Origin of the sequence: Phycicoccus sp. Soil802, from assembly GCF_001429605.1 — a bacterium.
Lineage (GTDB): Bacteria > Actinomycetota > Actinomycetes > Actinomycetales > Dermatophilaceae > Pedococcus.
The window spans coordinates 58608-82832 of the sequence record NZ_LMSS01000008.1; the positions used below are offsets into that span (position 1 = coordinate 58608).

Consider the following 24225-nt stretch of genomic DNA (forward strand, 5'->3'; position numbering starts at 1 on the left):
CACTCCGAGTCAACACTGACGGCAGTCGTGCGCATCAGCACCAACCCACGCATCCAGCCCAGCGCCGCCACCAGCGCCCGGGCGGTGTCCTTCTGCGAGCAGGTTCGCGCCGCACCCACGACCGAGTCGACCCGTCCCGGGGCTGCAGCATGGTCGCATTTCGCCACCCTGGTCACCGCTCTGGAGCTGCGCGGCAACGACATCACGGATGCCTGGCTGGCGGCGCAGGCGATCGAGCTCGACGCACACTTCGTCACCTTCGACCGCGGCTTCCAACGGTTCCCCGGCCTGCACCTCACCGTCCTCGGCTAGCAGCCACCACGGTGGGGTATGCCGCGTGGGCGACCACGCGGCATACCTCGCCTCCGGCGCGGCTAGGCTCGCGCAGGTGAGCGAGCAGCCAGTGGTGAGCCAGCCCTTCGACCGCGCCGCGTGGGACGCGGTGGAGGGTTTCGAGTTCACTGACATCACCTACCACCGGGCGCGCGAGGTGGGGGCGGTGCGGATCGCCTTCGACCGGCCTGAGGTGCTCAACGCGTTCCGCCCGCACACCGTCGACGAGCTGTACCAGGCCCTCGACCACGCGCGCCGCACCCCCGATGTCGGGGTCGTGCTGATAACGGGCAACGGCCCGGGTCCGGAGGGATCGGGCAGCGCCGGCCAGTGGGCGTTCTGCTCGGGGGGCGACCAGCGGATCCGAGGCAGGTCGGGCTACCAGTACGCCGAGGGTGACACCGCGGACACCGTCGACCAGCGCCGGGTGAAGGCCGAGGGTGGCCGCCTGCACATCCTCGAGGTGCAGCGGCTCATCCGCACGATGCCGAAGGTGGTCATCGCCGTGGTCGGCGGGTGGGCTGCCGGTGGTGGCCATTCCCTGCACGTCGTGTGCGACCTCACGATCGCCAGCCGCGAGCACGCGCGGTTCAAGCAGACCGATGCCGACGTCGGCTCGTTCGACGGCGGCTACGGCTCGGCCTACCTCGCCAAGATGGTCGGCCAGAAGTTCGCCCGCGAGATCTTCTTCCTCGGCCGCACCTACACCGCCGACGACATGCACCGCATGGGCGCGGTCAACCTGGTCAGCGCGCACGCCGAGCTCGAGTCGGACGCACTGCAGGTCGCTCGCGAGATCATGGGCAAGAGCCCGCAGGCGCAGCGGATGCTCAAGTTCGCGTTCAACCTGCTCGACGACGGGCTGATGGGCCAGCAGGTCTTCGCGGGAGAGGCGACGCGACTGGCCTACATGACCGACGAGGCCCTGGAGGGCCGCGACCAGTTCCTCGAGAAGCGCGACCCCGACTGGTCGCCGTACCCCTGGTACTTCTGATCCGCTGAACCGGACCACGGGTCTCAGCGCCAGGTGGCCATCACCCGGTAGGCGCCCAGGAACCGGTCCTGAACCACCACCGACTTGTTGCCACCTGCTGGTCACCGGACGCCGACTTTGGTGCTCGGTGAGGACCTGAGCGCAACAAGTCCAGCGTCAGCCGGAGCCGCCGAGGTCCACCTCAAAGGCCTCGTAGACCAGGTCGGCGCCGATCTGCCGGTGCCGCACCAGCTGGCCCATCAGGGTGGTGACCTCCTCGCGGAAGGCCGGTAGGTCCGCGATGGTCCCCCCGTGCTCCAGCACCGCGAGGTAGCCACCGATCGCCTCGGCATACCGCTCGTGCTCGCCGGTCAGCCGGTCGACCGCGGCGATCAACCGTGGCGCACCGTGCCGCACGCCGTCGTAGATCCCGCCGGGTCGCTCGGTCAGGTCGATGTGGTCACGGAAGTCGTGCGACAGCTCGGCCAGCGCGGCCCGCACCCGCTCGCGCCAGGCGCCACCGCGGGCGATCGGGGAGGCGAGCGCCTCGTCGACGGCCGCCACCGAGTCGCGCAGCTCACTGCGGTGGGCACGCACCCGCTCGATGTATGCCGCGAAGTCGGCGTCCATGGCACCTCCCGACCCCATCGTCCCGCCCCGGGTGAGCCCCGTCCAGCGGAGTCCGCGCACCGGTCGAGACCCCCAACACGGTCACCGGACGAGCCGCTCGAGGCCCAACGAGTCGGTCAGCACCTCCATCGCCTTCAGCACCAACTCCATCTGACGTTCGTCCTCCTCTCATACCCCCTTCATGCCCGCTCCCGCCCCAGGGTTCGGTGCCAACCCGATCAGTATGGCCACGAACCCCGCACTAGCCTGAGCGCGTGACGTCGCTGCGACCGCTGGCCATCGCTGCCGGCCCGGACGCGGTGGCCGCGATCCCGGTCCTGCGCAGGGCGCTGGACGGTGAGTTCGCCGTCCTCGCGTATGCCGCCTCGTCGCCTCCGCCGCCGACCCCCGGCGACGCCGTCCCCGACGACGGCACCGCCCTGGTCGTCGGCACGTCCGGCTCGACCGGCAGCCCCAAGCTGGCGATGCTGCCGGCCACCGCGCTGTCCGCGAGCGCCACCGCGACCCACGACCGGCTGGGAGGTGCCGGCGCGTGGCTGCTGGCCATGCCTGCACACCACATCGCCGGCGTGCAGGTGCTGCTGCGGTGCGTCGCGGCCGGCACCGAGCCCGGGTTCGTCGACCTGTCCGACGGGTTCACCCCCGACGCCTTCACCCGAGCGGCCACCACCTTCGCCACAACCACGGCCGAAGCCGGGGACGGGGCCGGCGCCGCCGCCCGCCGCTACACCGCCCTCGTGCCGACCCAGCTCGGGCGACTGCTCGCCGACGAGTCCGCGACCGCCGCGCTGGCCGGGTTCGACGCCGTCCTCGTGGGGGGCGCCGCCAGCCCGCCGGCGCTCCTCGCCCGCGCAAGAGAGGCAGGGGTCCGGGCCGTCACGACCTATGGCATGAGCGAGACCTGCGGTGGCTGCGTCTACGACGGCGAGCCGCTGACCGGCACCACGGTCCGCGCCGACCCCGACGGTCGGCTCCTGCTCGGCGGCCCGACCCTGGCCACCGGCTACCTCGGTCGCCCGGACCTGACGGACGCCGCGTACGTCACCGACGACGACGGGACCCGGCGGTTCCGCACCGACGACGTCGGGCACCGGGACGAGCAGGGTCGCTGGCACGTCGACGGCCGGCTCGACGACCTCATCACCACCGGCGGCCTCAAGGTCGCGCCCCGGCTCGTCGAGGAGGCCCTGACCACCCTGCCCGGGATCGCCGAGGCCGTGGTGGTCGGGACGCCCGACGACCAGTGGGGACAGGTCGTCAGCGCGGCGATCGTGCCAGCCCCCGATGCGCCGGGACCCGGCTCCGCGGCACCCACGGTGACGTCCCTGCGCGAGCAGCTGCGCGGCATACTCCCGCCGCACGCGCTGCCCCGACGGCTCCTGGTGCTGACCGCGATCCCGGTGCGCGGGCCGGGCAAGCCGGACCGGGTGGCGGTCGCTGATCGGTTCGCCGCCGACGCGTGACACCATGGGGTCATGATCCGGCTGCTGCCCTGGCTGCTGACGATCGCGGTGACCGTCTACGCCGTGGTCGACTGCATCCAGACCGACGACGCGCAGGTCAGGGGCCTGCCCAAGTTGTTGTGGCTGTTGCTGATCCTGCTCTTCCCGATCGTCGGTGCGATCGCCTGGTTCATCGCCGGCCGGCCGCAGCGAGGCGCCGCCGGGCGCGGACCCGGGGGCGGGCCGCGTGGGCCATCTCACCGTCCGCCGCCCCCGCGTGGCCCCGACGACGACCCGGACTTCCTCCGTAGGCTCTGAGCCTGACGACCCGTCGTCCGCACCACCCGCACCTGCCCGCACCACCTCGAGCGAGAACAGCACCCTCCATGGCCACCCTGAACCAGTGGATCGCCGGCGCCCGCCCGCGCACCCTCCCCGCCGCCATCGCCCCCGTCGTCGTGGGGACCGCCGCCGCCGTCCCGCTGGACCGGGCGGACCTCGGGCTCGGCCTGCTGGCCCTCCTGGTGTCCGTCGGGCTGCAGGTCGGGGTCAACTACGCCAACGACTACTCCGACGGCATCCGCGGCACCGACGGCGAACGGGTTGGCCCGGTGCGGCTGGTCGGCCAGCACCTCGCCGACCCCGCGAACGTCAAGCTGATGGCGTTCGCGTTCTTCGGGTTCGCCGCGCTCGTCGGCCTGGCCCTGGTGGCCCTCAGCGAGGCCTGGGTGATGATCCCGCTCGGCGCGCTGGCCGTCCTCGCCGCGTGGAAGTACACCGGCGGTGCCAACCCCTACGGATACCGCGGGCTCGGTGAGGTCTACGTCTTCCTGTTCTTCGGGCTGATGGCCACCCTCGGCACGCTCTACACACAGGCCAAGGAGCTCAGCTGGGTCGGCGTCGCCGGGGCCGTCGGGGTCGGCGCCATCGCCTCGGCGATCCTCGTGGTCAACAACCTGCGCGACATCCCCACCGACCGGGAGAGCGGCAAGCTGACCCTCGCGGTCCGGCTCGGCGACAAGGGAACCCGCTGGTTCTACGCGCTGCTGGTCCTCATCGCGGTCGCGATGGTGGTCGTGGTTGCGCTCCAGCACCCGCTCGCCTGGCTCGCGGTCCTGTCGCTGGGGCTGCTCTGGAAGCCTTTCCAGGCGCTGCGCACCGGTGCCACCGGTCGTGACCTCGTGCCGGTGCTCGCCGCGACCGGCCTCTTCGAGGTCGGGTATGCCGTGCTGCTGGCCGTCGGGATCGCCTTCAGCGGCTGAGCCGGTCAGCAGCCAGCGGGTCGGTCAGCGGTACTCGACCGGTCCGCCGCGCTCGTCCTCGGCGTCCTCGGCCGCTTCGTCGGCGCCACTGACCGCCGGGGTGCCGGCCTGCTTGGCCGCCGCACGGCGTTCGATCCGCCGGGCCAGCTCGGCGGTGCTCTCCTCGCGGAACCGGGCGAGCACGAAGTAGGACAGCACCATCGAGATCAGCGCGCTGAGGACGAGCAGCATCCACTGCTGGTCCTGGTCACGCAGGCCGAGCAGCCACAGCAGCGAGAGCACGCCGAAGAAGATCAGCAGTCGCAGGACGGAGTAGCGCAGCATCTACAGCCCCGAGTAGGAGTGCTGGCCGACGAAGAACACGTTCACCACGGCGAAGTTGACGATGATGCAGGCGTAGCCCGCGAGAGCGATGTAGGTCGCGGTCTGGCGGCTGATGCCACTGGTCGCCCGCGAGTGCAGGTATGCCGCGTAGACGACCCAGATGACGAAGGTCCAGACCTCCTTCGGGTCCCAGTTCCAGTAGGACGCCCAGGCCTGGCGCGCCCAGATGGCGCCGGCGATGAGGGTGAACGTCCAGAGCGGGAAGGCGACGATGTGCAGGCTGTAGGCGGTCCGCTCGATCGCAGGGGTCTCGGGGAACCGGTCGAGCACGCTGGCCCGCCCCGACCGCTCGAACGCGTCCTTGAGCAGGTAGACCACGCTCAGGGCGGCCCCGATCGTGAACACCGCGGTGGCCAGCGTGGCCACGGTGACGTGGATGACGAGCCAGTAGCTGCGCAGGGAAGGCATCAGCTCGGAAGCCTCGGTGTACCAGACCGCGACGGCCATGCCGAGGACGAGCAGCACCGGTCCGGTGATGAACAGCCCCAGCCAGCGCAGGTCGCGCCGGGTCGACCAGATCGAGTAGGCCAGCACGGTGAACATCGAGCCCATGACGGCGAACTCGAACATGTTGCCCAGCGGCCAGCGGTGCACGGCCACCCCGCGCAGGGCCACCGACAGCAACAGCAGGAAGCCGCCGAGCCAGGTCGTGGTCGAGCCGATCCCGGCCGCCTTCGCCGCACGGGAGGACAGCTCGGGCCGGGCCGGTGCCTCGGCCGGCAGGGGAGCCCCTGCGCCGACCAGCTGCCTGTCGCGCTCGGCTGCGCCGGCGCGCAACCGGTCGCGGGCCGGGAGCAGAGCCGCCAGGTAGACGGCGTGGCAGACCATCGCGATCGTGAAGACCGCCATCGCCGAGTAGAGGCTCAGGTTGGCGTAGCCGGCCAGGCTCTCGTTGGTCATCCTCGTGCGTCCAATCTGCTGTCCAGCTCGGGCTCGCGTTCCGGGTCGGGCTCTGTTCCAGGGTCGGGCTCTGTTCCAGGGTCGGGCTCTGTTCCAGGGTCGGGCCCGCGACCCGGTTCGGTGCCGAACCGGGTCTCCAGGTCGGCGACCAGCTGGTCGACCAGCTCCTGGAGCCCGTCGTCGTCGCCCTTCGCGAGGCCGCCGACGGCTACCACGGTACGACCCGGCGCCGTGGCGGGGGAAACCCGCACGAAGACCCGCCTGCGTCGGACCACCAGGGAGCAGATCAGCCCGGCGAGGGCGAGGAGCGCGGCGACCAGGGTGACGTACTTGCCCGGGTCGTGGCGGATCGACAGCCCGGCGAACCGCTCCACCCCGTCGAAGCTGATGCTGCCCCGTCCGTCGGGCAGCTGGTAGGTCTGCCCCGGCTCGAGCCAGATCCGCAGCGGGTCGCCCTTGTCGCTCTTGAGCTGGGTCATCCTGGCCGTGTCGAGCAGGTAGACCGACTGCGGCCGCCCACCCGGGAAGAGCTCCCCCTCGTAGACGGTGAGGGCCAGCGCCGGCTTCTTCGCGTCCGGGAAGACCGAGATCGGGCCGAGCTCCTTGTCGATGGTGGCGGTCGGCAGGAACAGCCCGGAGAACCCGAGCTGCTTCGGCTGGGCGCCGGTCACCTTCACGACCCCGACGGACTTGTAGTTGTTGTCCTGGGCCAGGAACGGCGTCGGCGCGCTGTAGACCTTGTCGCCCTTGGCGTCGCGGACCGTGATGACCGGGGCGTAGCCGTTGCCGAGGAGGAATACCCCCGCGCCGTCCATCTCGAGGGGGTGGTTGACCTTGATCGTCGACTGCCGGTCGGGCGAGGACGGCGTCGCCTTGGTCGTCACGTGGGCGGTGAAGTCGCGTGGCGAGCCGAACTGGCCACGCCCGGTGACGTTCTCCTCGAAGGTGGCGTCGAGCTGGTCCACCGTGAGCTCGAACGGCGAGAGGCTGTCCGGGTCGACCCAGGGCCCCGGGCTGAACGTGTCGTAGCGCGCGAGGGTGTTGGCGAAGGACTGGCCGACCGGGATGATCACGTCGCCCTTCCACCCGAACAGGTGCCCGATGGCGACGCCGACGATGACGAAGATCAGCGACAGGTGGAAGACGAGGTTGCCGGTCTCCTTGAGGTGCCCCTTCTCGGCACTCACGGAGGCGTCGTCGTGCGACACGAGACGGAACCGCTTGGCGCGCAACAGCTCCCGCGACGCGGCCACGACCTCGTCCTCGGTCGCCGCGACCTCGACCGTGCCACCGGCAGGCAGCCGCGCGGGACGCGCCGGGGCCTTCGGCGGAGCCGAGCGCATCGCCCTCCAGTGCACCTTGCTGCGCGGCAGCACGCAACCGACCAGCGAGATGAACAGCAACAGGTAGATCGCCGCGAACCACGGCGAGGCGTAGACCTCGAAGAAGCCGAGGCGGTCGAGCCACGGCCCGGCCTTCGGGTGGTTGGCGATGTAGTCGGCCGTGCGTGCCGCGTCGATGCTGCGCTGCGGCCAGATCGACCCCGGCACCGCCCCGACCGCGAGCAGCAGCAGGAGGAAGAGCGCGGTGCGCATGCTGGTCAGCTGGCGCCACATCCAGCGCAGCCAGCCGATCGGGCCCAGGGTGGGCTGGGTGATGCTGTCGGTCACGTCAGATCACCGTCCGGAAGCCGTTGACGAGCGTGGTCTGCAGGTGGCGGGTCAGGGTGTCCCAGAGCCCGGTGACGAGCAGGACGCCGACCACGAAGAGCAGCGCCCCACCGAACAGCTGGATGCCGCGTTGCCGGCTCCGCAGGAACGCCGAGACCCGGCCGAACCGCTCGTAACCCGCGGCGATCAGCAGGAAGGGCACTCCGAGCCCGAGCGAGTAGAGCAGCGCGAGCACGACCCCCCGGGTGACGGCCGAGTCGCTGCCGGAGGCGGCGGCCAGCACCTGCACGGCGCCGAGCGTGGGACCGGTGCAGGGCGCCCAGCCGAGGCCGAAGACGGCTCCGAGCAGTGGCGCGCCGGCCAGGCCGGACGCCGGGCGCCGGTGCAGCTTGAGCTCCCGCTGGGTCCCGGCGCCGATGAAGACCAGGGCCATCAGGATCACCACGACCCCACCGACCCGCATCAGCGCCTCGCGGTGCTCGATCAGGGTCGAGCCCACCACCCCGGCGATGAGGACGGTGGTGGTCATGAAGACGACGGTGAAGCCGAGGACGAACAGCAGCGCCCCGAGGACCATCCGGTGCCGCTTGCGGTCGGCGAGCGACTCGTCGGACAACCCGGTGACGTAGCCGAGGAACCCAGGCACGAGCGGCAGCACGCAGGGCGACGCGAACGACACCAGGCCGGCGAGGAGGGCCACGGCCATCGCCACCGGCAGGGCGCCGGAGCTCACCGTGTTCGCGGCATCAGCAGTCATCAGGTCGCGTTCTACTGCTCGGCCAGGACGTCGTCGACCAGCCCGGTGAGCGTCGACGTCGTGACCGCCCCGCTGACGCGGGCAGCGATCCGGCCCTGGCGGTCGAGCACCAGCGTCGTGGGCGGCGAGGTGACCTTGCCCTGCAGGGAGAGGATGGTCCGACCGCTCGGGTCGTCGAGCGACGGGAAGGGGATGCCCCAGCGGGCCGCCGTCGCGCGACCGGAGTCGGGGTTGTCGCGGTAGTTGATGCCCATGAAGACCACGGGCTTGTCGCCCGCGGTCAAGGTCTCGGCAGCCTTCTTGAGGTCGGGCGCCTCGGTCTCGCACGGCGGGCACCAGGACGCCCAGAGGTTGAGCACGGCGACCTTGCCGACGGCCTCCTGCGAGGACCACTCCTTGGCGTCGAGGGTCGTGCCGGTGAGCGCAACCGGCTTCTTGCGGTCGCCGACCGCGATGGTCTCGATGTTGCCGTCGCCCGAGATGTAGCCCTGGCGGTTGCCCGACTTCGCTTGTGCTGCAATGGAGTTCGGGTCGTCGCTACACCCGGACAGGGCCACGAGCAGGAGGGGAGCCACGAGCAGTGCAGCCGCACCCGGCAGAGGTCGTCCGCGGCTCACCCGGTGCCCCCGTGGGACTGGGCGAGGAGCGACGCAGCGGGCTCCGAGTAGGTGAGCGACTCGAGCTCGTCGCCCACGTAGGTGAGCGTCGTCAGCGAGGCGAGGCGGCACTCCCGCTTGCGCGGGTCGTGCCACAGGCGCTTGCCCATCAGCGCGTTGCGCGTCGTCCAGATCGGCAGCTGGTGCGAGACGATCACCGCCTCGTGGCCACGCGCGGCGCTGCGTGCGTCGGCGATCGCCGCCGACATCCGCTCGGCGATCTCGGCGTAGGCCTCGCCCCACGAGGGACGGAACGGGTTGACCAGCTTGGACCAGTGCGACGGGTGGACGAAGTCGAGCGGGCTCATGCCGCCGACCAGCTGCCCTTCGAAGTCGTTGGCTGCCTCGATCACCCGGTCGTCCGTGGTGATCGCGACCCCGTGCGCCTCCGCGACCGGCGTGGCCGTCTCCTGGGCGCGCAGCAGCGACGACGCGACGACGTGGGTGACGTCGTGGTCGGCGAGGTGGTCGGCGACCGTCCGGGCCATCTCGTGACCGAGGTCGGACAGGTGGTAGCCGTCGAGGCGTCCGTAGAGGACCCCGTCGGGGTTGTGCACCTCACCATGGCGCATGAGGTGCACCACGGTGCGGTCGGCTTGGCTGGTCACGAGTCGATTGTCGCAAACGCCTCGGCGGCCGCCGACGCCGCGCCGGGCAGCGCCGCGAGCACCCGGTCGACCGCCGCCTCGTCGTGCGCCCCGCTGACGAACCACGACTCGAACGCGCTCGGCGGGAGGTAGACCCCCTGGCTCAGCATCGAGTGGAAGAACGCCGAGTAGGCCGGCACGTGCTGGGCCTTCGCCTCGTCGTAGTCGCGCACCGCGCCGTCCCGGAAGAAGACACTGAACATGCTGCCCGCCCGCTGGATCACGTGCGGGACATCGGCCGCGCCGAGCTGCTCGCCGAGCCCGGCCGTGAGGGCGTCGGCGACCTCGTCGAGGCGCGTGTAGAGAGCCGGCGTGCACAGCTCGAGGGTGGCCAGGCCGGCGGCGGTCGCCACCGGGTTCCCCGACAGGGTGCCCGCCTGGTAGACCGGCCCGAGCGGGGCCAGGAGGGCCATCACGTCGGCGCGTCCACCGAAGGCCGCGGCCGGGAACCCGCCACCCATCACCTTGCCGAACGTGAAGAGGTCCGGCGGCCCCGCGGCATACCCCTGCTCGCCTGCCTCGAGGCCGAACCACCCCGCCTCGCTGCACCGGAACCCGGTCATCACCTCGTCGGAGATGAGGAGGGCCCCGTGGGCGGCGGTGATGCGGCGCAGCCCCTCGGTGAAGCCGGGCGCGGGCGGCACCACCCCCATGTTGCCGGGCGACGCCTCGGTGATGAGCGCGGCGATCTCGCTGCCCCGCTCGGCGAACGCGGCCGCCACGGCATCGAGGTCGTTGAACGGCAGCACGATGGTCTCGGCGGCCATCTCCTTCGGGACCCCGGCGGAGTCGGGCAGCGCGAACGTCGCCACCCCCGAGCCGGCCTGCGCGAGGAGGGAGTCGACGTGCCCGTGGTAGCAGCCGGCGAACTTCACGACGAGCGAGCGACCGGTGTAGCCCCGGGCCAGGCGGATCGCGCTCATCGTCGCCTCGGTGCCGCTGGATACGAGCCGCACCTGCTCGACCGGCTCGACGCGGCGGACGATCTCCTCGGCGAGGGCCACCTCGTTCTCGCTGGGCGTGCCGAAGGAGAAGCCGCGGGCGGAGGCGTCGAGCACCGCGCGCTGCACCTGCGGGTGGCCGTGCCCGAGGATCATCGGACCCCACGAGCAGACCAGGTCGACGTACTCGCGGCCGTCCGCGTCGGTCAGGTAGGGGCCGTTGCCGGACACCATGAACCGTGGCGTCCCCCCGACGGCGCGGAAGGCGCGCACCGGCGAGTTCACCCCGCCCGGGGTCACCGCGAGGGCTCGCTCGAGGAGGGCCTGTGAGGCAGGTGCGTCGAAGGGGTATGCCGTGCGGGCGCCAGTCATGGCGCCATTGTCCCAGCCGAGCCTGAGTGCGACGGCAGGGGGCGGGGCGGTGGGGTCAGAGCCTGGTGTGCGGGGCGGTGGCCTCGTGGGCCCGGGCCTCGCGGGCCACGGCGGGGTGCTCGCCGTCGGCACCGCCGGGGGCCAGGGCGCTGCGGATCAGGTCCATCGCCTCACCCAGCGCCGAGAACAGCGGTGGGGGCACGGGGTCGAGCACCGCCCGTCGGACGCTGGCGACGTGCACCCTCGCCATGTCCTGCACGGCCTGCCAGCCGCGCTCGGTGAGGACCAGCTCGACGCCGCGCTTGTCGTCGAGGCAGGACTCGCGCACGACCCAGCCGCGCTTCTCGAGTCGGGTGGCCGTGTGGGTGAGGCGGCTGCGGGACTGCACGACGAGGTCGGCCAGGCTGGACATCCGCAACCGGCGCCCCGGGCTCTCGGAGAGCATCGAGATGATCTCGTACTCGGTCAGCTGGACCCCGTGCGACTGCAGGTCGCGGTCGAGGGCCTCCTCGATGAGCCGACTCCCGCGCAGATAGGCACGCCAGGCCCGCTGTTCGTCCTCGCTGAGCCACTGCGGCTCACCCGATGGGGTGCTCATGAGCAGGAAGTATGACAGGTGGACAGTTAGTTGAAATATTAATGAAGTCTGCTACGTTCGAAGAGATGAAGCGGATGGGACCGTCCCGGACGCAGACCCCCCTACAGGAGATATTCATGGCAAGCATCAACGACCTCCCCGCCGGCACCTGGACCGTGGACGCCTCGCACAGCGAGATCGGCTTCGTGGCCCGTCACCTCATGGTCACCAAGGTCCGCGGACAGTTCAAGGAGTTCGAGGGCACCGTCAAGGTCGGCGACGACATCACCGAGTCGCAGGTCACCGCCGTGGCGCAGATCGCCTCGGTCGACACCGGCTCCGCGGACCGCGACACCCACCTCAAGTCCGGCGACTTCTTCGACGCCGAGGCCAACCCCACCATGAGCTTCACCTCCACCGAGGTCACCCCGGACTCGCTCACCGGCGACCTGACCATCAAGGGCGTCACCAAGCCGGTCACGTTCGACCTGGAGTTCACCGGCCTGGCCACCGACCCGTGGGGCAACGAGAAGGCCGGCTTCGAGGCCACCGCCGACATCAACCGCAAGGACTGGGACCTCGGCTGGAACGTCGCCCTCGAGGGTGGCGGCGTGCTCGTCTCCGAGAAGGTCAAGCTCAACCTGGACATCCAGCTCACCAAGGCTGCCTGACCAGCGCACAGCACCACAGTCTGACGGAGGGCCGGCTCGGGGGAGCCGGCCCTTCGTCATGCCCGGAGCAGGCGGGCGGCCTCGAGGGCGTAGTACGTGAGGATGATCTGCGCTCCGGCGCGCCGGATGTTGAGCAGCGACTCCATCAGCGCCCGCTCGCGGTCGATCCAGCCGTTGGCGGAGGCGGCCTCGATCATCGAGTACTCCCCCGAGATCTGGTAGGCCGCGACCGGCACCGTCGACACCGCAGCGGCTGCGGCGACGATGTCGAGGTGGGGCATGGCCGGCTTGACCATCACGATGTCGGCACCCTCGGCGATGTCGAGCTCGAGCTCGCGCAGGGCCTCGGTCGCGTTCGCGGGGTCCTGCTGGTACGTGGCCCGGTCGCCCTCGAGCGACGACTGCACCGCCTCGCGGAAGGGGCCGTAGAGACCCGAGGTGTACTTCGCGGCGTACGCGAGGATCACCGTGTCGGTGAACCCCTCGGCGTCGAGCGCGTCGCGCACGTGCGCGACCTGGCCGTCCATCATCCCGGAGAGGCCGAGCACGTGGGCACCGGCGCGGGCCTGCGCGAGGCCCATCGCGGCATACCGGTCGAGGGTGGCGTCGTTGTCGACGCGGCCGTCTGCGCTGAGGACCCCGCAGTGGCCGTGGTCGGTGAACTCGTCGAGGCACAGGTCGGCCATCACGACGATCCGACTCCCGACGGCGTCGAGGACGGCACGCAGGGCGACGTTGAGGATGCCGTCGGGGTCATCCGCGCCGGACCCGACCGCGTCCTTGTCGACCGGCACGCCGAACAGCATGATCCCGCCGACCCCGGCGTCCGCCGCTTCACGGGCGGTCGCCACCAGCGACTCGAGGGTGTGCTGGACGACCCCGGGCATCGCGGAGATCGCCTGGGGTGCGTCGATGCCCTCGCGGACGAAGACGGGCAGTACGAGCTCGGCGGGGTCGAGCCGGGTCTCGGCGACCAGCCGCCGCATGGCCACGGACTGCCGCAGCCGACGGGGCCGGATCACCGGCCCCACCGGCTGCGAGTGGTCAGTCATGCGGGCTACTTGGCCCGACGGCGCGACGCGGACTTCTTGGCGCTCGGGCGCACGACCGGCTCGCCGGCCTCCGCCGCAGCCGCCGCAAGCCCCAGGCCGTAGTCGGCCAGCGCGTCGACCAACGAGTCCGACGACGCCTCGGGGGCGAGGACGTCGACCCGCAGGCCGTGCTCCTCGGCGGTCTTGGCCGTGGCCGGGCCGATGCACGCGATCACGGTGGACGGGTGCGGCTTGCCGGCGATGCCGACCAGGTTGCGCACCGTCGAGGACGACGTGAACACCGCCGCGTCGAACTGCCCGCCCTTGATGGCCTCACGGATGTGGGCGGCCGGCGGCGCGGCGCGCACGGTGCGGTATGCCGTGACGTCGTCCACCTCCCAGCCCATCTCCTGCAGGCCCGCGACGAGGGTGTCGGTGGCGATGTCGGCCCGCGGCAGGAAGACCCGGTTGATGGGGTCGAGCACCTCGTCGAACGGCGGCCACTCCTCGAGCAGACCGTGCGCCGACATCTCACCGGACGGCACGAGGTCGGGCACGATGCCCCACTCGCGCAGGGCATCGGCGGTGACCCCCCCGACCGCGGCGATCTTCAGGCCGGCGAAGGCGCGGGCGTCGAGACCGAACTCCTCGAACTTCTCCCGCACCGCCTTCACGGCGTTGACCGAGGTGAACCCGATCCACTCGTAGCGACCGGTGACCAGGCCCTTGACCGCGCGCTCCATCTGCTGGGGCGTGCGCGGCGGCTCGACCGAGATCGTCGGGACGACCTCGGCGGTCGCGCCGTACGACTCGAGCCGGGCGATCGTCGAGCCGGACTGCTCCTTGGTGCGGGGCACCAGGACGTTCCAGCCGAACAGCGGCTTGGTCTCGAACCAGGAGAGGTTCTCGCGGAGGGCCACGGTCGAGCCAACCACGGCCAGGGCCGGGAACTCCAGGGTCTTCATGACCTTGGTGACCTCGCCCAGGGTGGTGACGCGGGTGGCCTGGCGGATGGTGGTGCCACGCTCGGTGAGTGCGACCGGGCTCTCGGCGGGGCGGCCGGCGGCCAGGAGCTTGCCGAGGGCCGTGCCGAGGTCGTCGGGTTGGCCCAGGAGCACGACCGTGACCGACTCGGCCACCGAGGCGGCCCAGTCGACGTGCCGGTCGTTCGCCGAGATGACGTGCACGGCCGGCGAGCTGCTCGAGGTCAGCGGGATGCCGGCGTACGCGGGCACCGCCGAGACGGCGCTGACCCCGGGGACGATGTCGAACCCGATGCCGGCCTTCTGGCAGGCGAGGGCTTCCTCGGCAAGGCCGTTGAAGGTGCCGGGGTCGCCGTCCATCAGCCGGACGACGAGCCCGCCCGAGGCGGACTTGGCGGCCTTGACGACCAGCTTGGCCCGCATCGCGTGGGTCAGTGGCTGGCCGTGGTCGCCGTGACCGGCGTCGATGACCTCGACGCCCTCCCGGCAGTAGCGGCTGACGACGTCCTCACGGGCGACCTGGTCGATGACGACCACGTCGGCGGCGGCGAGGAACTCCACCGAGCGCACCGTCATGAGCCCGGAGTCGCCGGGGCCGGCGCCGACGAAGGCGACGCGTCCCGGGACCCGGCTCTGGCGAGCGGTCGGGCTGGTGTTGCTCGAGGAGGTAGAGGTGGTGGTGGTCGAGCGCGTGGGGCTCACAGTGCACGCTCCGTGCTGTCGTGTTCGGGTTTGCGGTCGGTGCTGCTGTCGGGGCCGGCGAGCGGATCGGGTCCGGTCGCCCCGGGTGGGTCTGGCGGCGGCGCCTCGGGGAGGCGGCTCGCCGGACCGTCGCCGGACGGCGTCGGTGCGGCTGGTGGTCGGTCTTCAGGACCGCGCAGCAGGTCGCCGCCGTCCTCGAGCAGGAGGGCAGCGAGCCGTCGGCCCAGGGCCTCGCCGTCGTCGGCCCGGCCCACGAGCGAGCGCCGCAGGTCGAAGGACCCGTCGACGGCGCCGACGAAGGCCCGCAGCGACAGCTCGAGTCCGTCCTCGCCCTCGACGACTTCCGCGAGCGCCCCGACCGGTGCGGAGCAGCCCGCCTCGAGCGCGGCCAGGACGGCCCGCTCGGCGGTGACGCAGGCGCGGGTGTCGGCGTCGTCGAGGACCTCGAGCGCACCCCGCGTCACGAGGTCGTCGGCGCGGCACTCGACGGCCAGCGCACCCTGGCCGGGGGCCGGCAGCATCTGGAGCGGGTCGATGGCCTCGGCCACGTCGGACAGCCGGCCGAGCCGGGCCAGCCCGGCCCGGGCCAGCACGACGCCGTCGAGGGCGCCGTCGCGGACGAGGGCGATGCGGGTGTCGACGTTGCCGCGGATGTCCTTGAAGGACAGCCCGAGGCCGAGCGCCGCGAGCTGGGCGACGCGGCGCGGCGAACCGGTGCCGACCACGGCGCGCTCGCCCAGCTCACCCAGCGTCCGCCCTCCGGAGGACACCAGGACGTCACGGGGGTCCTCGCGGACCGGGACGGCTGCGACGACGAGCCCGGGCTCGGGCGTGGTGGGCAGGTCCTTGAGGGAGTGCACGGCGAAGTCGACCTCGCCGGCGAGGAGCGCGCGACGGAGCGCCGCGGCGAAGACCCCGGTGCCACCGATCGAGGCCAGCGACGCGGTCGAGGTGTCACCCTCGGTGACGATCTCGACGAGCTCGACGGTGTGCCCCTGGGCACGCAGCAGGTCAGCGACCCAGGTCGACTGGGTGGTCGCGAGCGCGCTGCGGCGGGTGCCCAGGCGCAGGCTCAGCGGGGTGGCGGCAGGTGCGCTCACGGCATACCTCCCCGCTCGGGCGGCGGGACCGACGCGGTGGCGGCCTCGCCGGGGCGCAGGTCGAACAGCTCGCGCAGCGCCTCGGCGTAGTCGGCCCCCTGGCCGCCCACGGCGCGCTCCTTCACCCGGATGGTCGGCGTGTGCAGCAGCTTCTCGACGATGCGGTGCACCGCGAGCTGCACTTCGGCGCGGGCCACCTCGTCGAGGTCGGGCAGCCGCTGGTCGAGGCGGGTCAGCTCGCCCGCGACGACGTCGGCGGCGTGCGAGCGCAGCGCGGCCACGGTCGGTGCGACGCTCTCGGCGGCGCGTGAGGTGAGGTATGCCGCGACCTCACCGATGACGAGGTCGGCCACCTCGCTCACCTGCGGCGGCGTCTGCCCGCCGGACAGCTCCTCCCCCAGCGCGGCCAGCCCGGCGAGGGTCACCCCGCTGAGCGAGGCGACCTCCGGAGCCACGTCGTGGGGCAGGGCGAGGTCGATGTAGGCCTGCGGGCGACCGCCCCGGGCCACCTGGGCGTCGCCGGCGGTCGCGAGGTCGACCACCACGCCGGTCGAGCCGGTGCAGGAGATCACGACGTCCGCGCCGGCGAGGGCGGCGGACAGGTCGTCGAAGGGGCGCGCGCTGGCGCCGGTGCGCTCGGCCAGCCGCGCCGCCTTGGCGAAGGTGCGGTTGACGATGGTGAGACCCGCCGCGCCGCGACGCGACACGGTGGTCGCGGCCAGCGAGCTCATGCCGCCGGCGCCGACGACGAGCACCTTGAGACCCGCCAGCGGGCCCAGCTCGCGCTCGGCGCGAGCCAGTCCGGCCTCGACGAGCGAGACGCTGACCGCGTCGATGCCGGTCTCGGTGTGCGCCCGCTTGCCGACCCGGAGGGCCTGCTGGAACAAGGTGTTGAGGGCGGGTCCGGCGTGTCCCGACTTCTGCGACTCACGCAGCGCAGTGCGCATCTGGCCGAGGATCTGGGCCTCGCCCACCGCCATCGAGTCCAGCCCGCAGGCGACCGTGAAGGCGTGCGCGATGGCGCGGTCCTCGTAGTGGACGTAGAGGTGCTCGCGCAGCTCGTCACGGGGCACCCCGGTGACCTCGGTGAGCGCGTCGGCGATGTCGGTGACCGCACCGTGGAAGGTCATTGACTCGGCGTAGACCTCGGTGCGGTTGCACGTGGACACCACGATCGCCTCGGTGAGGTTCTCGCGACCGGTCAGGCTCGCGGACAGCGTCCGCCGACCGGCGGCGTCGAGGGTCATCGCCTCGAGGAGCGACAGGGGTGCGGTGTGGTGGGACAGGCCCAGGATCACGAGGCTCATCGACCCACCACCCGGTTGAGCTCGGGCTTGACCGGCTCGAGGGCGACGGCACCGAGCGCACCCTCGGCGGCGAGCGCCTTGCGCTGCTCGTGGAAGGCGAGGATCTGCAGCTCGGTGGACAGGTCCACCTTGCGCACGTCGACGTCGTCGGGCACGACCAGCACGCACGGGGCGAAGTTGAGGATGGAGCGGACCCCCGCGGCCACCAGTGCGTCGCAGACCTCCTGCGCGGAGGCGGCGGGCGTGGCGATGACGCCGATGGCCAGGCCCTGCTCCGCCACCAGCTCGTCGAGCACGGTCATCGGCTGCACGGTGATGCCGGCGATCTCCTGGCCGAGCAGTCCGGCGTCCTGGTCGAGGAGGGCCACCACCCGGAACCCCCGCGTGGCGAACCCGCTGTAGGCCGCGAGCGCGTGCCCGAGGTTGCCCATGCCGATGATGGCGACCGGCCAGTCCTGGGTGAGGCCGAGCTCACGGGAGATCTGGTAGGCCAGGTGGTCGACCTCGTAGCCGACCCCGCGCACGCCGTAGGAGCCGAGGTGGGACAGGTCCTTGCGGAGCTTGGCGCTGCGGACGCCTGCGGCGGAGGCCAGCTCCTCGGAGGACACCGACGTGATCCCGCGTTCCGCCAGGCCGGTCAGGGCACGGAGGTACTCGGGTAGCCGTGCGACCGTGGCGTCGGGAATACCCCGACGGGCGCTCGGGTCGGCAGACACAGTCTTTTCCGGCTCCTTCTCATCACTGGCAGTCCGCGCCTGGCTGGGGCGGATGGGAGCCTCTGCAGATTACGCTTTTGTGAACGGATGCACAAAGTCACAAGCAGCCGTCTCATCGAGCACGTGAGCCGCGTCACGTCGAGCGGGTGAGCGCGGCCCGGAGGCGGCTTTCGTCGACCCGCCAGTAGTCGTGCTGGCGCCCGTCCACGAAGGTCACCGGGATCTGCTCCCAGTACTGCTCCCTGAGCGCCGGGTCGTCCTCGATCGACCGCTCCACCCAGCCCACCCCGAGGTCGGCGGCCACCCGGTCGATGACGGCGCGGGCCGCGTCGCAGAGGTGGCAGCCCGGCTTGCTCACCAGCGTGATGCGCACCTCGGTGGGCGTGGGCGCGGGAGGCGTGGGGGCACCGGACACACCCCGAGCGTATGCCGCGTGCGCACCCATGGAGGTCAGCACGGGGCACGGTGCTTCGCGACGCTGTGCACTGCCCCAGGCGTCCGGGGCGGTGCACAGCGTCCCGACAGCTCTCCTAGGCTGGTCGTCATGACGGATCGGGTGAGCGAGCTGGACCAGGCGCTCACCGTCCCGGCGGACCCGACCGCGGCCGCGTTCTTCGACGTCGACAACACCGTCATGCGCGGCGCGAGCATCTGGCACCTCGCGCTCGGGCTCTGGCGCCGCGACTTCTTCACGGCCCGCGACGTCAGCTCGATGGCCTGGAAGCAGCTGCGCTTCGCGGCCCTCGGGGAGAGCCTCGACCACGTCGAGAAGATCCGCGAGCAGGCGCTCGGCTTCATCGCCGGGCACTCGGTGGCCGAGATCGGCGCCATCGGCGAGGAGATCTTCGACGAGGCCATGCACGACAAGATCTGGCCCGGCACCCAGGCCCTGACCCGCATGCACCTTGACGAGGGCCAGGAGGTCTGGCTCGTCACCGCGACCCCGGTGGAGGTCGCCCAGGTGATCGCCGACCGGCTCGGCTTGACCGGCGCGCTGGGCACCGTGGCCGAGTCCGTCGACGGCGTCTACACCGGCCGCCTCGCGGGAGAGCCGCTGCACGGCGCTGCCAAGGCCACCGCGATCGAGGCGATGGCCGCCGAGCGCGGCTTCGACCTGAGCCGCTGCTCGGCCTACTCGGACTCGGCCAACGACATCCCGATGCTCTCCCTCGTCGGGCACCCCTGCGCCATCAACCCCGACGGCGCGTTGCGCGACCACGCCCGGGCGAACGGCTGGACCATCCGGGACTACCGCACAGGGCGTCGCGCGGCCAGGGTCGGGGTCCAGGCCGTCGGGGCCACCGCGCTCGCGGGGGCGCTGGCCGCGGCTGCGGCTCGCCGCCGGTCCCGCTAGCCCGAGGCATACCTCTGTTTGCGTGCGGACGGGGCCACTGGCCTGCCGTGTGGCGTGATAATTGCGGGGTGTGGCGCAGGTCTCCTGACAATCTGCCCGATATCGGGGAAACTGTCCCGGTCAGGAGGCCCCCATCCGGATCCGTGCACGTCGCAGCGCCGCGAGTCGACTCGCGGTGCTCCGTCCTGCCCGAAGCGTTCCGGTCTGGGCAACGAGCGCCCCGGCGATCGGTTACGCCGGCGCCGGCAACCACGGGATGGGCCCGGCGACCGCGGACTTCCTCGACAGCCTCCGGGTGCTGCTCACCATCGCCGGCGACGCCGGCACGCTGTCCGGAGGTGGGTCCGGCCAGGGTGGGTCGGCAGCGAGGGCCGGGTTCGGGCCGGGCGAGGCCCCACAGGACTTCGAACGGATCTCTGCGCTGGTGGAGCTCGCGCAGCGCGGCGACAGCGAGGCGTTCGGCCTGCTGTACGAGCGCTACGTGGACGTCGTCTACCGCTACGTCTACGTGCGCGTGGGTGGCCGGCAGCTCGCCGAGGACATCACCTCCGAGACCTTCCTGCGCGCCCTGCGCCGGATGGACTCCTTCTCCTGGCAGGGGCGCGACATCGCGGCGTGGTTCATCACCATCGCCCGCAACCTGATCACCGACAACGCCAAGTCGGCGCGGTTCCGGATGGAGGTCTCGACCGCCGACATGCTCGACGCCGACCCGCGTGTGGAGGCCGCCCCCGACCACGAGGTGCTCGACCGGCTCCGCAACGAGCGGCTGCTCGCGGCCGTGAAGGGGCTCAAGCCCGAGCAGGCCGAGTGCGTGGTGCTGCGGTTCCTCCAGGGCCTCACCCTCGCCGAGACGGCCAAGGTGCTCGGCAAGTCCGAAGGGGCCGTCAAGCAGCTCCAGCTGCGCGCCGTCCGCGCCCTGCACCGGGAGCTCGCCGATGTCGACATCTGAGGCGGTCGCCGTGCGCGCGGGGTCCGTCGGGCCGGGCCGGGGTTCCCGCGCATTTCGCTACGTGTCGACGCGTAACTTCCGGGGTCGCCGCTCGTTCTCAGCGCGAGAGACCGTCATCGACACCGCCGCCCGGATCAGCACGATCCCCGGACGGGTCGCCGCAGGGCTGGGGAGGGAGAAGCCGGCATGCCAGTACTGAACCGCTCGGCGGACCGTTTCCAGCGCGCCCTGGAGGGTGAGCGCATCACCGACGAGGGTCTCGCCGAGCTGGTCGAGACCAGCCGCCACCTCGTGGCCATGACCTCGGCAGTCCCGGCCGCCGACGCGGCGTTCGTGGCCACCCTGCGCGAGCGGCTGATGGCCGAGGCGGGCCGGATGCCGGCGCCCAGCCCGGTGGCCGCGAAGGCTGCCGCAGCGCGCCGCGCCGCGTCCCGCACCACTCCCGTCGTCGTCGTGGTCGGTCGCGGGCTGCCCAGGCTGCTGGCCGGCGCCGCCGCCTCGGTGCTCCTGGTCGGTGGGGTCGTCGGCGTCGCCTCACGCAGCGCCGTCCCGGGCCAGGCGCTCTACCCCGTCAAGGGCTGGCTCGACGGAGTCGCAGTGCGGCTCGCGGACAGCGACCTCGAGCGCGGCCAGACCTACCTCTCGCAGGCGCAGGACCACGTCTCCGACGCCCGCACGCTCGCCGAGGGCAGCAGGGACATCGGCGACATCGACACCGCCCTGACCGCCGCGACCGAATCCGTGCGCAAGGGCCGCCAGGCGCTCGACACCGCCTACGCCACCACCGGCAACCCGCAGGCCCTGCTCGCCATGCGCGACTTCACCGCCCGCACGCTCCCGCAGCTCGACGCCCTGCGCACCGAGCTGCCGCCGGCGACACTGCCCCAGCTGGCCGCCCTCGAAGCCCTGCTGCGCGACACCGAGCAGAGCACCTCCCGGCGGATCGCCGCCTGCGGGGGCGCCTGCAGCGGTTTCGCCTCCTCACCGCTCGGGCCGTCGTCGCTGCCCGGGTCCGCGACCACGGCCCCCTCGGGCTCCCCCACCGCGTCCTCCTCGGGTGGGGTCACCGTCCCCGACACCGCGGTGACCGTGCCGGGCGGCGTGCCCGTGCCCGGCGGTTCGAGCCCGTCTGGCCCGGTCGTCGGCGGAGGTGGTGGCAGCGCGAGCGTGGGCACCACCGGCGCCAGCGTGGGGCTGCCGACGCTGAGCGTCTCGGTGCCGGTCGTCCCGTCGGCGACGGCCACGGTGCCGCTCCCCACGGTGAGCCTGGGCACCGGCAGCGTGAGCGCGACCGTCCCGAGCAGCACCCTCGGCCCGGTCACCCTGCCGGGCGTGACGCTGACCCTCCCCTGACGGCGGCCCTCCCCTGACGGCCGAAGTCGGTCAGAAGAAGACGGAACGCCGCTGCATCAGCAGCGAGTAGAGCGTCTGCTGGATGGTCTCGCGCACCTGGTCGGTGAGGTCGAAGACCAGCATCGGGTCGTCCGCGGCGTTGGGGCCGAGGTCGGCCGTCTCCACCGGCGACCCGAACTCGATGATCCACTTGCTGGGCAACGGGATCAGGCCGAGCGGTCCGAGTAACGGCCAGGTCGGGGTGATCGGCGCGTAGGGAGCCCCCAGCAGCCGCGCGACCGTCTTCATGTTGCCGATGATCGGGTAGATCTCCTCGGCGCCGACGATCGAGCACGGGATGATCGGCGCACCGGTGCGCAGGGCGGCCGAGACGAACCCCCCGCGCCCGAACCGCTGCAGCTTGTAGCGCTCGCTGAACGGCTTGCCGACACCCTTGAAGCCCTCCGGCCACACACCGCAGAGCTCACCGCTGGACAGCAGCCGCTCGGCGTCGGGGTTGGCGGCCAGCGTCGAGCCGGACTTGCGGGCGACCTGCCCGATGACGGGGGTCTGGAAGACGAGGTCGGCGCCGAGCATGCGCAGGTGCCGGTGCGACGGGTGCTCGTCGTGGACTGCCACCTGGGTCATCAGCGAGTCCATCGCGATGGTGCCCGAGTGGTTGGCCACCACCAGCCCGCCGCCCTCGGCGGGGATGTTCTCGATGCCACGCACCTCGACCCGGAACCACGACCGGTAGAGCGGACGCAGCACCGGCAGGTAGAAGTGCCGGGTGAAGTCCTCGTCGAACCCGAACTCGTCGACGGTGTAGTCGCCGGTCACCCGTCGCCGCACGAACGACAGCAGCGAGGCGATGTGGCGCTCGACGTCGTCCGGCGAGATGCCCGCCGCCTCCGACGCCACCCGCACCGCGGCGATCCCGGCGGTCAGCAGCTCCTCGACCCCGGGGGCCACGCTCCGAGCACCAGCACCAGCACCAGCGCCGGCGCTCGGGTCGACGACCTCGGGGACGACGTCGTCCGTGACCGCCTTGAGCGCGCGCACCTTCGGCGCCTCGGTATGCCGCGCGGCCGGCTTCCCAGCGCCGGTCGCCTCGCGCGCGGGCCCGGTGGACCCGCTCGACCTGGCGGGGTTGGCGGTGCGGGCGCCGGAGCGCGACACCGCCTTGCGGGTCGGCACCGCCTTGGCCACCGGACGGGGACGGTGCTTGCCACTCGAGGTCGGCGGGGCCGGGCGGTCCTGCGTCGCGCGGCCGGCGGAGGTCTCGGCTCCTGCCGTCTCGGGCGCGTTGCCGGCCTTGGTCTCGGAGGGGGCCGCGGTCGGGTCCACCGCCGCGATGAGCGGCGTGCTGCGTCGCTTGGCCCGCTCCCCTGAGGCGCGGGCGGCTCCGGCCGCCAGCGCGCCCTTGCGGGCGGTCGGCTTCTTCGACGCCTTGGCGCCTGACGTCGAGGCCATCAGTCGTTCCTCCCTGCAGCCCACACGTGGCTGATCGCGCTGGCGGCACTCCCGGCGGCACCGGTGACAGCCGCGCCGAACATCCCCGCCCCGGGGATAGCTGACCCGACGCCGTGGGCGTAGTCCTGGAAGGCGGACCGCGTCGTGTAGGCGGGCTCGAAGCCCAGCACCTCGCGCATCCGCCGGGTGTCGAGCCCGCGCCCGTAGGCCAGGAACTGGATCTGGTCGCTGCTGAAGTCGGCGAGGCCCGAGCGCTTGACGAGGTTGCCGAAGATGCCTGCGGCGGGCATGGGCACCGGCACGATCGGGCGTCTGGCCATGCCGGCGGCCTGCGCGATCGTGATGACGCCGTCGCCGGCGATGTTCGTGATGCCGCTGCTGACGCCCGTCGTGGCGACGAGCAGCGAGGCGATCGCGTCGCTCTCGTGGACGAACTGGAGCCGGGCGTCGTAGCCGAACGGGACGGGGACGACCGGGAGGGCGAAGTAGTCGGTCAGCGAGGTGCGGATGCCGCGACCGATGATGTTGGCGAAGCGCAGCATGGAGATCTCGACGTCGGGGCGACGGCGTGAGAAGCCGCGCACGTAGCCCTCGACCTCGACCGAGTCCTTGCCGAATCCCGCTCGGGGCAACGACTTCGGGCCCATCTCCTCGGTGAACATCGCCGGGTCGCGCGGGCTGGAACCGTAGACCGCAGCCGACGACTTCACGACCAGGCGCTTGATGCTCGTCGCCTTCTGGCACGCAGCGAGCAGCTGCATCGTGCCGATGACGTTGATCTCCTTCTGGGAGGTCCGTCCGCCGGCGTGCGTCGGCGTCGCGATCACGTTCATGTGCACGACGGTGTCGACCTCGGACTGCGCGATGATCTTGCCGATCATCGGGTTCCGGATGTCGGCGCGCACGAACTCGGCCCGGCCGATGTCGCCGGGCGGCGGGATCACGTCGACGCCGATGACCCGCTTGACCGAGGGGTCGGCCGTGAGGGCGCGAGCGAACTGCCCCCCGAGATACCTCGAGACGCCCGTCACGAGTACGACTTCAGCCACAGTGCAGACCC

At 72.1% G+C, this 24225-nt stretch carries 27 protein-coding genes; 10 read left to right on the forward strand and 17 right to left on the reverse strand.

Going from position 1 to position 24225, the window contains the following annotated elements; translation table 11 throughout:
- The first annotated feature begins 27 nt into the window (after window positions 1–27).
- Window positions 28–312 carry a PIN domain-containing protein gene (locus ASG91_RS19555; protein WP_056924333.1) on the forward strand — a complete coding sequence of 95 codons (285 nt, stop codon included), beginning with the start codon at window positions 28–30 and terminating at the stop codon, window positions 310–312.
- Between the two features lie 76 nt (window positions 313–388).
- A complete protein-coding gene (locus ASG91_RS19560) occupies window positions 389–1327 on the forward strand; it encodes a 1,4-dihydroxy-2-naphthoyl-CoA synthase (RefSeq protein ID WP_056924407.1) in 939 nt (312 codons plus the stop codon).
- Between the two features lie 156 nt (window positions 1328–1483).
- Here ASG91_RS19560 and ASG91_RS19565 read toward each other — a convergent pair whose 3' ends face one another.
- Window positions 1484–1936, reverse strand: coding sequence for a hemerythrin domain-containing protein (locus ASG91_RS19565; RefSeq protein WP_056924334.1), 453 nt, complete (start codon window positions 1934–1936; stop codon window positions 1484–1486).
- 254 nt (window positions 1937–2190) lie between these two features.
- Between ASG91_RS19565 and menE the strand changes: the two genes are divergently transcribed.
- The 3 genes from menE to ASG91_RS19580 all read left to right on the forward strand — a co-directional run bounded on the left by menE (window position 2191) and on the right by ASG91_RS19580 (window position 4640).
- The gene (menE, locus tag ASG91_RS19570) at window positions 2191–3399 is read left to right on the forward strand and encodes an o-succinylbenzoate--CoA ligase (protein WP_056924335.1); all 1209 of its coding nucleotides are present in this window, start codon (window positions 2191–2193) and stop codon (window positions 3397–3399) included.
- Window positions 3400–3411: 12 nt separating this feature from the next.
- Window positions 3412–3696, forward strand: coding sequence for a PLDc N-terminal domain-containing protein (locus tag ASG91_RS19575; RefSeq protein ID WP_056924336.1), 285 nt, complete (start codon window positions 3412–3414; stop codon window positions 3694–3696).
- 68 nt (window positions 3697–3764) lie between these two features.
- Window positions 3765–4640 carry a 1,4-dihydroxy-2-naphthoate polyprenyltransferase gene (locus ASG91_RS19580; RefSeq protein WP_056924337.1) on the forward strand — a complete coding sequence of 292 codons (876 nt, stop codon included), beginning with the start codon at window positions 3765–3767 and terminating at the stop codon, window positions 4638–4640.
- A gap of 24 nt (window positions 4641–4664) precedes the next feature.
- On the opposite strand, the gene ASG91_RS19585 is transcribed toward ASG91_RS19580, so the two are convergent.
- Genes ASG91_RS19585 through ASG91_RS19620 form a run of 8 tightly spaced genes read right to left on the reverse strand, consistent with a single transcriptional unit; the run spans window position 4665 to window position 11565 of the window.
- Entirely contained in the window at window positions 4665–4964 is a 300-nt protein-coding gene (locus ASG91_RS19585) for a DUF4229 domain-containing protein (protein WP_056924338.1), read from the reverse strand.
- Window positions 4965–5924, reverse strand: coding sequence for a c-type cytochrome biogenesis protein CcsB (gene ccsB, locus ASG91_RS19590; RefSeq protein WP_056924339.1), 960 nt, complete (start codon window positions 5922–5924; stop codon window positions 4965–4967).
- A complete protein-coding gene (locus ASG91_RS19595; protein WP_371262070.1) occupies window positions 5921–7594 on the reverse strand; it encodes a cytochrome c biogenesis protein ResB in 1674 nt (557 codons plus the stop codon). The genes ccsB and ASG91_RS19595 overlap by 4 nt, the downstream gene beginning before the upstream one ends.
- A 1-nt stretch (window position 7595) precedes the next feature.
- A complete protein-coding gene (locus ASG91_RS19600) occupies window positions 7596–8351 on the reverse strand; it encodes a cytochrome c biogenesis CcdA family protein (RefSeq protein ID WP_056924340.1) in 756 nt (251 codons plus the stop codon).
- Between the two features lie 11 nt (window positions 8352–8362).
- Window positions 8363–8968, reverse strand: a complete 606-nt coding sequence (locus ASG91_RS19605) for a TlpA disulfide reductase family protein (RefSeq protein WP_056924341.1) — start codon at window positions 8966–8968, stop codon at window positions 8363–8365.
- Window positions 8965–9615, reverse strand: a complete 651-nt coding sequence (locus tag ASG91_RS19610) for a histidine phosphatase family protein (RefSeq protein WP_371262071.1) — start codon at window positions 9613–9615, stop codon at window positions 8965–8967. Before ASG91_RS19610 ends, ASG91_RS19605 begins: the two co-directional genes overlap by 4 nt.
- On the reverse strand, window positions 9612–10967 hold the full coding sequence (gene hemL / locus ASG91_RS19615) for a glutamate-1-semialdehyde 2,1-aminomutase (protein WP_056924342.1): 1356 nt from the start codon (window positions 10965–10967) through the stop codon (window positions 9612–9614). Before hemL ends, ASG91_RS19610 begins: the two co-directional genes overlap by 4 nt.
- A gap of 55 nt (window positions 10968–11022) precedes the next feature.
- The gene (locus tag ASG91_RS19620) at window positions 11023–11565 is read right to left on the reverse strand and encodes a MarR family winged helix-turn-helix transcriptional regulator (RefSeq protein ID WP_056924343.1); all 543 of its coding nucleotides are present in this window, start codon (window positions 11563–11565) and stop codon (window positions 11023–11025) included.
- Between the two features lie 116 nt (window positions 11566–11681).
- Here ASG91_RS19620 and ASG91_RS19625 point away from each other — a divergent pair, with 116 nt between their 5' ends.
- Window positions 11682–12215, forward strand: coding sequence for a YceI family protein (locus tag ASG91_RS19625; protein WP_056924344.1), 534 nt, complete (start codon window positions 11682–11684; stop codon window positions 12213–12215).
- A gap of 56 nt (window positions 12216–12271) precedes the next feature.
- Here ASG91_RS19625 and hemB read toward each other — a convergent pair whose 3' ends face one another.
- From hemB to ASG91_RS19655, 6 genes are all read right to left on the reverse strand, one after another.
- Window positions 12272–13267 carry a porphobilinogen synthase gene (gene hemB, locus ASG91_RS19630; protein WP_200961377.1) on the reverse strand — a complete coding sequence of 332 codons (996 nt, stop codon included), beginning with the start codon at window positions 13265–13267 and terminating at the stop codon, window positions 12272–12274.
- 5 nt (window positions 13268–13272) lie between these two features.
- On the reverse strand, window positions 13273–14931 hold the full coding sequence (locus tag ASG91_RS19635; RefSeq protein ID WP_082594378.1) for a bifunctional uroporphyrinogen-III C-methyltransferase/uroporphyrinogen-III synthase: 1659 nt from the start codon (window positions 14929–14931) through the stop codon (window positions 13273–13275).
- A complete protein-coding gene (gene hemC, locus ASG91_RS19640; RefSeq protein ID WP_371262072.1) occupies window positions 14928–16031 on the reverse strand; it encodes a hydroxymethylbilane synthase in 1104 nt (367 codons plus the stop codon). Before hemC ends, ASG91_RS19635 begins: the two co-directional genes overlap by 4 nt.
- Window positions 16028–17338 (reverse strand): glutamyl-tRNA reductase, encoded by a 1311-nt coding sequence (locus ASG91_RS19645; protein ID WP_056924346.1) that lies wholly within the window; start codon window positions 17336–17338, stop codon window positions 16028–16030. Before ASG91_RS19645 ends, hemC begins: the two co-directional genes overlap by 4 nt.
- Window positions 17335–18054: a redox-sensing transcriptional repressor Rex gene (locus ASG91_RS19650; RefSeq protein WP_056924347.1), complete on the reverse strand. Its 720-nt coding sequence runs from the start codon at window positions 18052–18054 to the stop codon at window positions 17335–17337. Before ASG91_RS19650 ends, ASG91_RS19645 begins: the two co-directional genes overlap by 4 nt.
- Window positions 18055–18187: 133 nt before the next feature.
- The gene (locus ASG91_RS19655) at window positions 18188–18469 is read right to left on the reverse strand and encodes a glutaredoxin family protein (protein ID WP_056924410.1); all 282 of its coding nucleotides are present in this window, start codon (window positions 18467–18469) and stop codon (window positions 18188–18190) included.
- 129 nt (window positions 18470–18598) lie between these two features.
- Here ASG91_RS19655 and ASG91_RS19660 point away from each other — a divergent pair, with 129 nt between their 5' ends.
- From ASG91_RS19660 to ASG91_RS19670, 4 genes are all read left to right on the forward strand, one after another.
- Window positions 18599–19408 (forward strand): HAD family phosphatase, encoded by an 810-nt coding sequence (locus ASG91_RS19660; protein WP_056924348.1) that lies wholly within the window; start codon window positions 18599–18601, stop codon window positions 19406–19408.
- A 175-nt stretch (window positions 19409–19583) separates the two neighbouring features.
- Window positions 19584–20360, forward strand: coding sequence for a sigma-70 family RNA polymerase sigma factor (locus ASG91_RS19665; protein ID WP_235545801.1), 777 nt, complete (start codon window positions 19584–19586; stop codon window positions 20358–20360).
- 61 nt (window positions 20361–20421) lie between these two features.
- A complete protein-coding gene (locus ASG91_RS20845) occupies window positions 20422–20559 on the forward strand; it encodes a hypothetical protein (RefSeq protein ID WP_157606445.1) in 138 nt (45 codons plus the stop codon).
- Window positions 20547–21713: a DUF5667 domain-containing protein gene (locus ASG91_RS19670; protein ID WP_056924350.1), complete on the forward strand. Its 1167-nt coding sequence runs from the start codon at window positions 20547–20549 to the stop codon at window positions 21711–21713. The genes ASG91_RS20845 and ASG91_RS19670 overlap by 13 nt, the downstream gene beginning before the upstream one ends.
- Window positions 21714–21743: 30 nt before the next feature.
- Here the strand turns inward: ASG91_RS19670 and ASG91_RS20435 are convergent, their stop codons facing one another.
- A complete protein-coding gene (locus tag ASG91_RS20435) occupies window positions 21744–23165 on the reverse strand; it encodes a lysophospholipid acyltransferase family protein (protein WP_082594382.1) in 1422 nt (473 codons plus the stop codon).
- A complete protein-coding gene (locus ASG91_RS19680) occupies window positions 23165–24214 on the reverse strand; it encodes an NAD-dependent epimerase/dehydratase family protein (protein WP_056924351.1) in 1050 nt (349 codons plus the stop codon). The genes ASG91_RS20435 and ASG91_RS19680 overlap by 1 nt, the downstream gene beginning before the upstream one ends.
- Between the last annotated feature and the right edge of the window lie 11 nt (window positions 24215–24225).